Raw genomic sequence first — 9585 nt, forward strand, 5'->3', positions numbered from 1 at the left:
CCAGCGTGTCGAGCTTCATGCCCGTGCCGGTTTTGCGGTTGGGGGCCAGCAGTTGCGCCCACTGCTCTTTGAATGTGCTCATAATGCCTCCTCCCCTGCATGTACGGCATGCGCGCCGGTGCCGCAAGCGCGGGCGGCGGATGCTTTTCTTTTGTTCCCGGCCTTGCTAGGCTTGCAAGACGTTTTCAAAACCGATGCCCCTACGGGGAAACCAAACCGTGCAGCAAGGCCAGATCATGACGAATTCGCTTTTTGATATATCCCTCTCCGCCCATCTGGAGCTTTTTGGCGCGTTGCAGACCATGCGCCCCGCCGTGGAAGCAGCGGCAGAGAGGCTGGGCGCGGCCCTTGGGGCAGGCGGCAAGGTGCTTATTGCCGGCAACGGCGGCTCGGCTGCAGACGCCCAGCACTTCGCGGCAGAACTTGTGGGGCGCTTTCAGTGCAACCGCAAGGCGCTGGCCTGCATCGCCCTGACCACGGACACGTCAAACCTCACGGCCATCGGCAACGACTACGGCTTCAACGATGTTTTCTCCCGTCAGGTTGAGGCTCTTGCCCGCCCCGGCGATGTTTTTGTGGGCATTTCCACCTCCGGCAATTCCCCCAACATCATCGCCGCCGTCAACGAGGCCCGCGCTCAGGGCATTGCCACTATCGCCCTGCTGGGCAGGGACGGCGGCAAGCTGGAATCCCTGGCCGACATGGCTGTTATTGTGCCCCACGATGTCACGGCCCGCATTCAGGAGGCCCACATCTTCATTCTGCACCACTGGGCCGATGTGCTTGAACGCGCCGTGGCGCAAAAATAGGCCCGACCACAGATTCCGCAGACGGCAGGATGACACCAAGCCTTTCCGGCCATTCATCCCAAGGCATGGGTCTTGGGCAAACGCCCCAACGAGGTTAGCCATGGATCAGCAGAACGTAGCCCAGTTCCTTGTTTCATGCCTCAGGGCCGAGGGAGTTAAGTACGTCTTCGGCATCCCCGGTGAGGAAAACATCAAATTTGTGCGGGCTGTGGCCGCCTCCGGCGACATCCGCTTTATTCTTGCCCGGCATGAGCAGGGCGCATCCCTGATGGCCGATATTTATGGCCGCCTGACAGGCAAGGCGGGCGTGTGCGCCGCCACTCTCGGGCCGGGAGCCATCAACCTGTTGCTGGGCGCGGCCGACGCGCAGACCAATTCAAGCCCTCTGGTGGCCATTTCCGCCCAGGTGGGGCTGAAGCGCATCTACAAGGAATCGCACCAGATTGTCGACCTTGTAGGCATGTTCAAGCCCGTTACCAAGTGGGCGGATACGGTGCTGACGCCCCAGGCAGTGCCCGAAATGGTGCGCAATGCCTTTCAGGTAGCGCAGGAGGAGCGCCCCGGCGCGACCTACCTTGCTATTCCCGAAGACGTGGAAGCAGCCCTCATGCCCGAGGCCGTGCCCCTCAAGGCGGCACCCTGCGCCAAGGCCATCCCCTCGCCCGCTGCGGTGGCGGAAGCCGCCGCCCTGCTGCGCTGCGCGCGCAAGCCCGTTATCATGGCCGGGCACGGCGTGGCCCGCACAGGCAATGCCGCCGTGCTGGCCGCCTTTGCCGAGCGCTACAAAATCCCCGTGGCGACCACATTCATGGGCAAGGGCGTTATCAGCGACCGCAGCCCCCAGTCGCTGGGCGTCATCGGTTTTATGCGGCACGACTACGAAAACTGCGCCTTCGATCAAGCGGACGTGATTCTTTCCATCGGCTATGAGTTGCAAGAATTCACGCCCATGCGCATCAATCCCCATTCAAACAAGCGCATCATCCACATCAACACATTCATGCCCGATGTGGACGCCCACTATATTCCCGAGATCAGCATCATGGCCGATGTGGGCCTTGCCCTGGCCTCTCTGGCCAAGGAGCTTGGGGCGGAACCTCTGCTTTCCGCCGGGCGCGGGGCGAGAATCCGCGAACTGGTGGAGGCTGAACTTGCCAAGGGCCGTGAGAGCGACGACTTCCCCCTCAAGCCGCAGCGCATCGTGAGCGACATTCGCGCTGCAATGGGCGATGAAGATATTGTGCTGGCCGACACAGGGGCCATCAAGATGTGGATGGCGCGCCTCTACCCCACCTATGCGCCCCTGACCTGCATTGTTTCCAACGGCCTTTCCACAATGGCCTTTTCCCTGCCGGGAGCCATCGGCGCGCATCTGGCCTGCCCCGAGCGCAAGGTGCTGGCCGTGATGGGCGATGGCAGCTTTTTGATGAATTCGCAGGAGATGGAAACCGCTGTCCGCGAGAATATTCCGCTCAAGATACTGATCTGGGTGGATGACAGCTACGGGCTCATCAAGTGGAAGATGGACATGGAATCCGGCTCGCACGACTGCGTGGACTTTGGCAATCCCGACTTTGTGGCCTATGCCGAAAGCTTTGGGGCCAAGGGCTACCGCATTGAAAGCGCCGCCGAACTTTTGCCCACCTTGCAAAAGGCTCTGGACGAACCCGGCGTGTCGCTGGTGGCCTGCCCTGTGGACTACAGCGAGAACATGGCGCTCATCAATAGCCTGGGAGAGCTGACGCCTGCGCTGTGTGCGTTGGATGAGTTGTAGCGAATTGATATTTTTTTAACGGAGCGGCTGCATCTTTGGTGGATGTGGCCGTTTTGTTGTTTCTTTTGCGATATCCGGTTATTTTTTTCTGCTCTTCGGGCTTGTTATTCCGCCGTCCTGCGAAGTTTGGGACGCCTGCGCGGCGCGCGATTTCGCCTCCCCGGCGTGGGGCAAAGGGGGCCTGTTAGGGGCTGCACTATACTGCCTCCCATTAACAAGGCAGCCCTGTTAAGGTAGTTTTCTTCAAGTTTGGAGGAAACATGAAACGCCGTATCTGGGACAGCAAAAGTAAAGCCCGCATCGTGCTTGAAGGCTTACAGGGGCGCTCTGTGGCAAGCCTTTGCAGTGAATATCAAATCACTCAGAGCATGTACTACCGCTGGCGAGATACTTTTTTGGCCAATGCCGCCCAGGCATTCGAAGCCAGCACGACAAACCGCCGTGAGGAGCGCCTTTCGGCAGAGAACCAAAGGCTTAAGCTGGCCGTTGGCGAGTTGACGCTGGAATAAAAAAAAAACGACTGGTAAGCGACAGGCGGCGAACCGGCCAGACTCAGCTTCAGCGCGATGCCGAGATATTGCCGCTGATCGAAGCCCTTAAAATGGAGCATCCTTTTTGGGGCTACCGCCGCGTGTGGGCTACCCTCCGACATAAAAGCGGCATGAACATCAACGCCAAACGTGTGGAACGTTTGATGCGTCTGTATGGACTGGGAGTTAGGAGAGCAGCCTTGCAGGCAAAGCGCACTTCCACTGGAAGCAAACCGCGTCCTGTTCGGCCCTGCCAGTGGTGGGGCATCGATATGACCAAGGTCATGACGGAAAGTGGCTGGGTGTATGTTGTACTGGTAGTGGACTGGTTTTCTAAAAAGATCGTCGGCCATCATGCTGGCTACCAAAGTCGAAGTCATGAGTGGCTGCAAACCTTGGAGATGGACATTCAAGCGCACTTTCCCGAAGGCGTCCGAGAACAGGACTTGAGCCTGATGAGTGATAACGGCTGCCAACCAACAGGAAAGGCATTTGTGCGTGGATGCGCGATGCTAGGCATCTCACAGGCATTCACTAGATATAACAATCCCAAAGGAAACGCGGATACTGAACGGACGATGCGCACGATTAAGGAAGAACTTTTCTGGCTGCACGAATGGCGCAGCCTTGGGCACTTGACCGATGCACTTTCCGGCTGGATAGAACTCTTTAATACCACATACCTGCACTCGGCGCTTGGCTGGAAGCCCCCGCAATGCGTGCATCAGCAGGCTGGTAAAAACCTGAAGGATACTCCCTTAAAGGCCGCTTGATTCATGGGGGGGCATTACATGGCAATTAGCACCACCCCTTTGATTGCCCCTGACAGGATCAGAGAAGACCTTGCACCCTTTGGCTACACCATCGTCCCGATCCACCATCTGCAAACCCTCGAAGCCCACTCCAAGGAACTCTTCGAGCTGGAGTCGAAGGGGCTGATCGTCGGGCAGGAGAAGCTGCGTTATTTAATCCTCCATCGGAGGAAAAAACGCAAAAATGGGTCGGGGATGTATAAAATGCGCGCCTCTTCGTCCCAATCAATTGGCTTATCTCCTTGCGATATTCCACTTGCGATTTTCGCTAGGTGTTTAAGGGCATTTGAAACTTCAAGTCGTTGCGGAGGCTTGTTTGCCAAAATGTTGGCTAAAAAACCGCGTAGTTCGTCATAGGAAATCTTTACCTTTGGGCCAGTGGCAGCGACAGCAAGAAAAATTGCTTGATAGATATCCGCAGTCCCGCCATTTTTCAAGGGACGTTGCTGACGAGCTGTTCTTGTTTGTGGTCCAGCAGCAAGCCTTGTGTAGATTGGTTCTCCAGAATCTTTTGCAACACTTCGAAATATTGCTTCAATATCACTATTGACAGGTATGTTCTGAGTTGTACTGGTATATGCCATTATGCCACTATTGAAGCATAGCTCCCAAAAAAACTTCTGCACCAACAGTGGACTCTTATGTGATTCACTTATCAGACTACGTATGATTTTACTATCACATGTTGCATTAAGTGTTTCTAGTCCACGTTTCGGGATGAGCAACAGCTCACTGTCGTTCCATTCTGGTATTTCTACATGTATGAACCGTCCTGTGAGTTCCGGCTCAGACCTTATCGCCTCAAATGCTCTATGTGTTACAGATATTAGTACTATTTTTAATCCATCAAAGATTGCGCTTTTGATGCTCCTAAGAAACGATATCCTTACATCTTGAGGCAGGTAGTGGAAGTCGTCTATTACAAGTCGCACTTTATTTTCTTGCATATACCTAAGGGCTTCTAGCATTGTGTCGATAGAGTATGCTCTCGTCATCTCATTGCTAGAGAGCTGGGATCCACCTACTTTAAATACTGCTTTCAATTTTCCAAGGAGGGGGATTCCTCCCTCTCCTTCAATGGAAGTCTCTACAGATGAAGAGTTCTGTCGTCTTTGTGATTGTGTTGTAGTAATAGGAAAGTTTAGTATGCTACACACCTTGCTCCAAATGGCCTCTTCGGTTGAAACCTGCCCACCCTCAACCCATATATATGGCGCGTCTTTGAGTATCGTTCTACATAGTACTGTTTTTCCAGATTTTGTTGGCCCTGTGAGGGACACAATGGAATTGGGCTGAGATATGGACTTTATAAAGGACCTGTTGACGTCATCTGTAGTGCGCTCAACATAGGTAACAGAGGGCAACCCTCCTGCAACAAAGATATCTTCAAGTAAATAAGAGGTACTCACGGTGTTCTCCAGAATATTTGAAATCCCAACGCCTCCCGACGATCCCCGAATCACCTAAGATAGTCAACAACCTTTGGTAGATATGCGGTGGTTTGGAGTTTATTTCTGGTAAAGTGGCGCCATTTGGTCCTAACGATTATCCCAGCCAGCACTTCATATTCTCGTTGAGCCACCCTCCGGCTGGCGTTTCTCCATCAATAAGACAGCGCATGAGGGCTAGGACAGGCCAACCTCTTCTGCCTGGAGGCTGCTGCGCTTTGAACTTATAGCCATGTCACCGCACCAGCTCTATAGTACAAACAGTGGCGTCCTATCTGAAATGGAAGAAATTGGTATCGACATATTGTGACCAGACGGAAGAAAAGAGAGGTCTAAGTGGCGGGAGTGGGGGCAGCGATGGGATGGGGGGCAGTTGTGGGATAGCTGGTATTGGTGCTATTTTTCGGATAGGAGGGATTGGACCGCCTGTAGGATGGTCCCCATAAAAGACTGCATGTCCATTACTGTCTCTAATCCACCCATTATGCAGCCAGCCTAAATGCTGTCCTTGATATGTGAAAATAACATCGTTTTTGATATAGCCGAGCGGGTGTCCTTGGAATGAAAAAAGCTGCCCCCTCTCATTCATATTAACAACAGCTTGCCCATGACGGTTGTAAAAGATCATGTTGCCCTCCGATTTGGTGAAGGTAGAAAGCTAAGGCTTGGTGTTACTTTTCCACCAGCTTGAGATTTTCTTTTAGTTCAGCCTTAATATAGTCAGGGGTTCCGGAGTTGAAAGCAAGCCTGACCCAGCTGGTGTGGCTTCAACATGTTTGATGCATTTTGCCATTCGTTCTGGCAGAGTTTCCATGACTTTTTTAGCGAGATCATCGGCAGAATCATTTTGTGATACAAGCGGATGCACACCCACCCCGTAAAGCTCAGGCCAACACCAACAGCTAGCCATGGAAGAAAGAAGGCCATATTTACCCCTCACAGCCTGTAGTTGCCAGCCGATACCATATATTTTTTTGCAAATCTAGAGATAGTCAACCCCTGCGTTAACAGCTTGCCAAACTACTCCCTCAACTGCTACACCAAGCCCATTGGAAGCACATCAAATCTTCAATGATTCCAATGGTTACATGTGGTGAATGCGGAATCCCACCCTCTCCACCATTAATACATAATAAAACGGCGTGTTGCTTTAGATAGCAATACGCCGTTTTCGCGTTGAAAAAGGGTATGTTTTTAGCGAGTGCGCGACCAGTATACCCCTCCCCTCGCCACCAAGGCCCTTCTCGGCCTCCCTGCCTTTATTCTCTTTTCTACTCGCCAATGCCTTCGTACAGGGCAGACGACAAATACCGCTCGCCCGCATCAGGCAGAATAACCACGATGGTCTTGCCCTCAAATTCGGGCAAATCCGCCAGCCGCGCCGCGGCCGCTGCCGCCGCGCCGGAAGAAATACCGGCAAGAATGCCTTCTTCGCGCGCCAGCCTGCGGGCAAATTCAATGGCTTCATCGTTGCCCACAGTCTCCACCCGATCCAGCAAACTGACATCCAACGTTTCAGGGATAAACCCAGCGCCGATGCCCTGAATCTTGTGCGGCCCGGGTTGCAGGGGTTTACCCGCCAGATGCTGACTGATGACCGGGCTCGCCTCAGGCTCTACAGCTACGGAAACAATGTTCTTGCCCCGCACCTGCTTAAGATAGCGTGAAATACCCGTAATGGTGCCGCCTGTGCCTACGCCCGCCACAATGGCGTCCACCTGTCCATCTGTGTCATTCCAGATTTCCGGGCCGGTGGTGGCTTCGTGTATGGCCGGATTGGCCGGATTCTTGAACTGCTGGGGCATAAAATACGCGCCGGGGTTGGCAGCGACCAACTCTTCAGCCTTTCTGATGGCGCCGGGCATGCCCTCCGCACCGGGCGTGAGCACCAGCTTGGCCCCTAGCATGGCCACCACGCGGCGGCGCTCAAGGCTCATGGTTTCGGGCATGGTGAGCGTAAGCTCATAGCCCTTGGCAGCGGCCACATAGGCCAGGGCAATGCCTGTATTTCCGCTGGTGGGTTCCACAATGCCCACGCCGGGGCGTAGCAGGCCACGGCTCTCGGCATCGGCAATCATGGCCGCACCAATGCGGCATTTGACGGAATAGGAGGGGTTGCGGCCTTCAATCTTGGCCAGCACTATGGCCTTGGGGCCGACCACGCGGTTAAGCCGCACCAGAGGGGTATTGCCGATGGAAAGGGGATTATTCTGATAAATTCTGGACATATGCGTTCTCCTTGCCCGCCTTGGCGATGCTGTGTGCAATCCAGATTGTATGGTTCAGCCGTGTCGGGCGGGCATGACACCTCTGGCCCGGCATTAAATACATTAACTCGACTGACTAAGTGATAATAATAGAACTCCTGAAAGGCAAGGCCTGATGCAAAAATATTTCTGCCCGCCCGGAAGAGGCTAAGACAAACTCGTATCAAATGCTGAAATCGGGGATAGCGGCTGCCTGAGCGTCCACAAGATCCTGAAGCGTGGTGCCGCCGTATACGTTTTCCAATGCCTGCCGCGCCCGCTGCCACAAAGGCATGAACACGCAGTCCGGCCCAAGGGAACACTTGCGCACAGGGCTGTCGCCCTCGCAGTCAAAAGGATGCACCGGGCCGTCCAGAAAGCGGATAACCTCGAGCGTGGTGATCTGGCTGGCAGAGCGGGCCAGCATAAAGCCGCCAGCCTTGCCGCGGCGGCTGTCCACAAAGCCGCCGCGCCTGAGCTGGTTGAGAATGTTCTCAAGAAAACGCGGGGGAATGGCCTGCGCCTCTGCAATCTCCTGAATGCGCGTGGGGCCGCTGCCTGTGCGCCGGGCAAGCTCGAAGAGGGCGCGCAAACCGTATTGGCATTTGAGTGAAACGCTCATGGGTAATCCTTGCGGGAAAAGGCGGTGCAACCGCAGGAAAAAATCAGCCGAAGCTTACGGTCTCGCCGGGGGCCATTTCCACACAGCGGCAGGACAGATGCAGGTTTTCAAGCTCAGCCCTGAACCCTGCTGCGCTCTGCGCCAGCACCGGGAACGTTCCCCAATGCATGGGAACGGCAGCCTTGCAGCGCAGCAGCTTGCAGGCCAGAGCTGCCTGACGAGCATCCATGGTAAACACGCCGCCCACGGGCAGCAGGGCCACGTCAATGCTGTAGAGCTGACCCCACAGCTCCATGCCGCTGAAAATACAGGTGTCGCCCGCATGGTATACGGTGAGTCCATCGGGCATCCGCACAATATAGCCCGCCGGAGCGCCCGAATCGCTGGAATGGTAGGCCTGCGTCATGGTCATGCTCACGCCCTTGTGGGTCAGGGTGCCGCCCATGTTGAAGCCAATGCCGTTGAGAATCTGCTCTTGCGGCACACCTGCTTCGGCAAGTTTGCCCGCCGTGCCCACAATGGCCCCCAGCTGCGCGCCGGTGCGGCGGCACAGGGATACGGCATCGCCCACATGGTCGCCGTGGTCGTGGGTCACCAGCACAATATCCACATCACCTGCCGCGCTGGACGATACCCCCGCAGAAGGAGCAAAAAAAGGATCAATAATCACCTGCGCGTCAGGCGCGCTGATTTTGAATGCCGAGTGTCCAAACCAGGTTATGTCGCTCATGCTGCCTCCAGCGTAAGACTTTACCAATTCAGAAAATACGTACCGACAGGGGGACGAAAGACGGCAAATGGAGGAGCGGCGTGGTGCCGCCCTTTGCTGCGCTATGCCTGACCTGTCCAGCGGGCAAGACCATGCGCAAGCCCCACCTGGTCAAAGATGCGGCCACAGAACTGCTCCAGCAGTTCCTCCACGCCTGCAGGGCGCAGATAAAAACAGGGGGAAAACGGCATGATCACCGCGCCAGCCTCGCGCAGGGTCAGCAAATTGCGCAGATGTATGGCAGAAAGCGGGCTTTCGCGCGTGACCATCACCAGAGGCAAGCGCTCCTTCAGCGCTACATCCGCAGCCCGGTGCACAAGGTTGCGCGTGGCGCCGCTGGCGATGGCCCCGACTGTTCCCATGGAGCACGGCACTAGCAGCATGGCCGCCGGTTCGCTACCACGCCGCCACCACGAGCCGCTGGCCGGGCCTGCTCCCAGATCTTCCGCAGCATACACGGTGTGCGCCAGCGCCGTGAGCAGATCGGCGTCCGCGCCGCATTCCGCCCGCAGCACGGCCCGCGCGCCATCGGAAACCACGCAATGGGTGCGCACATCGGGCATGGCCGCCAGCAG

Annotated in this window: 11 protein-coding genes; 5 read left to right on the forward strand and 6 right to left on the reverse strand. The window is 55.7% G+C overall.

Going from position 1 to position 9585, the window contains the following annotated elements:
* The 5 genes from VEZ52_RS10395 to VEZ52_RS10415 form a co-directional block, all read left to right on the forward strand.
* On the forward strand, positions 1-256 hold a 256-nt coding region (locus tag VEZ52_RS10395), incomplete at its 5' end, for a hypothetical protein (protein ID WP_324836745.1).
* Positions 237-809, forward strand: a complete 573-nt coding sequence (gene gmhA / locus VEZ52_RS10400) for a D-sedoheptulose 7-phosphate isomerase (RefSeq protein WP_324836746.1) — start codon at positions 237-239, stop codon at positions 807-809. The genes VEZ52_RS10395 and gmhA, both read left to right, overlap by 20 nt.
* Positions 810-909: 100 nt before the next feature.
* The gene (locus VEZ52_RS10405) at positions 910-2583 is read left to right on the forward strand and encodes an acetolactate synthase large subunit (RefSeq protein WP_324836747.1); all 1674 of its coding nucleotides are present in this window, start codon (positions 910-912) and stop codon (positions 2581-2583) included.
* A 260-nt stretch (positions 2584-2843) separates the two neighbouring features.
* A complete protein-coding gene (locus VEZ52_RS10410) occupies positions 2844-3092 on the forward strand; it encodes a transposase (protein WP_324836748.1) in 249 nt (82 codons plus the stop codon).
* A gap of 11 nt (positions 3093-3103) precedes the next feature.
* Positions 3104-3886, forward strand: a complete 783-nt coding sequence (locus tag VEZ52_RS10415) for an IS3 family transposase (protein WP_324836754.1) — start codon at positions 3104-3106, stop codon at positions 3884-3886.
* 188 nt (positions 3887-4074) lie between these two features.
* On the opposite strand, the gene VEZ52_RS10420 is transcribed toward VEZ52_RS10415, so the two are convergent.
* From VEZ52_RS10420 to VEZ52_RS10440, 6 genes are all read right to left on the reverse strand, one after another.
* On the reverse strand, positions 4075-5334 hold the full coding sequence (locus tag VEZ52_RS10420; protein WP_324836749.1) for a TniB family NTP-binding protein: 1260 nt from the start codon (positions 5332-5334) through the stop codon (positions 4075-4077).
* A 310-nt stretch (positions 5335-5644) separates the two neighbouring features.
* Complete coding sequence (locus VEZ52_RS14650; protein ID WP_414649514.1) at positions 5645-6001, reverse strand: 4-fold beta flower protein; 357 nt, start codon at positions 5999-6001, stop codon at positions 5645-5647.
* 643 nt (positions 6002-6644) lie between these two features.
* Positions 6645-7601 (reverse strand): cysteine synthase A, encoded by a 957-nt coding sequence (gene cysK / locus VEZ52_RS10425; protein WP_324836750.1) that lies wholly within the window; start codon positions 7599-7601, stop codon positions 6645-6647.
* A 202-nt stretch (positions 7602-7803) separates the two neighbouring features.
* Complete coding sequence (locus VEZ52_RS10430; protein WP_324836751.1) at positions 7804-8241, reverse strand: Rrf2 family transcriptional regulator; 438 nt, start codon at positions 8239-8241, stop codon at positions 7804-7806.
* Positions 8242-8284: 43 nt separating this feature from the next.
* Positions 8285-8971, reverse strand: coding sequence for a metal-dependent hydrolase (locus VEZ52_RS10435; RefSeq protein ID WP_324836752.1), 687 nt, complete (start codon positions 8969-8971; stop codon positions 8285-8287).
* 101 nt (positions 8972-9072) lie between these two features.
* A partial coding sequence (locus VEZ52_RS10440; protein ID WP_324836753.1) for a UbiX family flavin prenyltransferase occupies positions 9073-9585 on the reverse strand: 513 nt, incomplete at its 5' end.

Source organism: Desulfovibrio sp., assembly GCF_035644575.1.
Taxonomy (GTDB): Bacteria; Desulfobacterota; Desulfovibrionia; order Desulfovibrionales; family Desulfovibrionaceae; genus Desulfovibrio.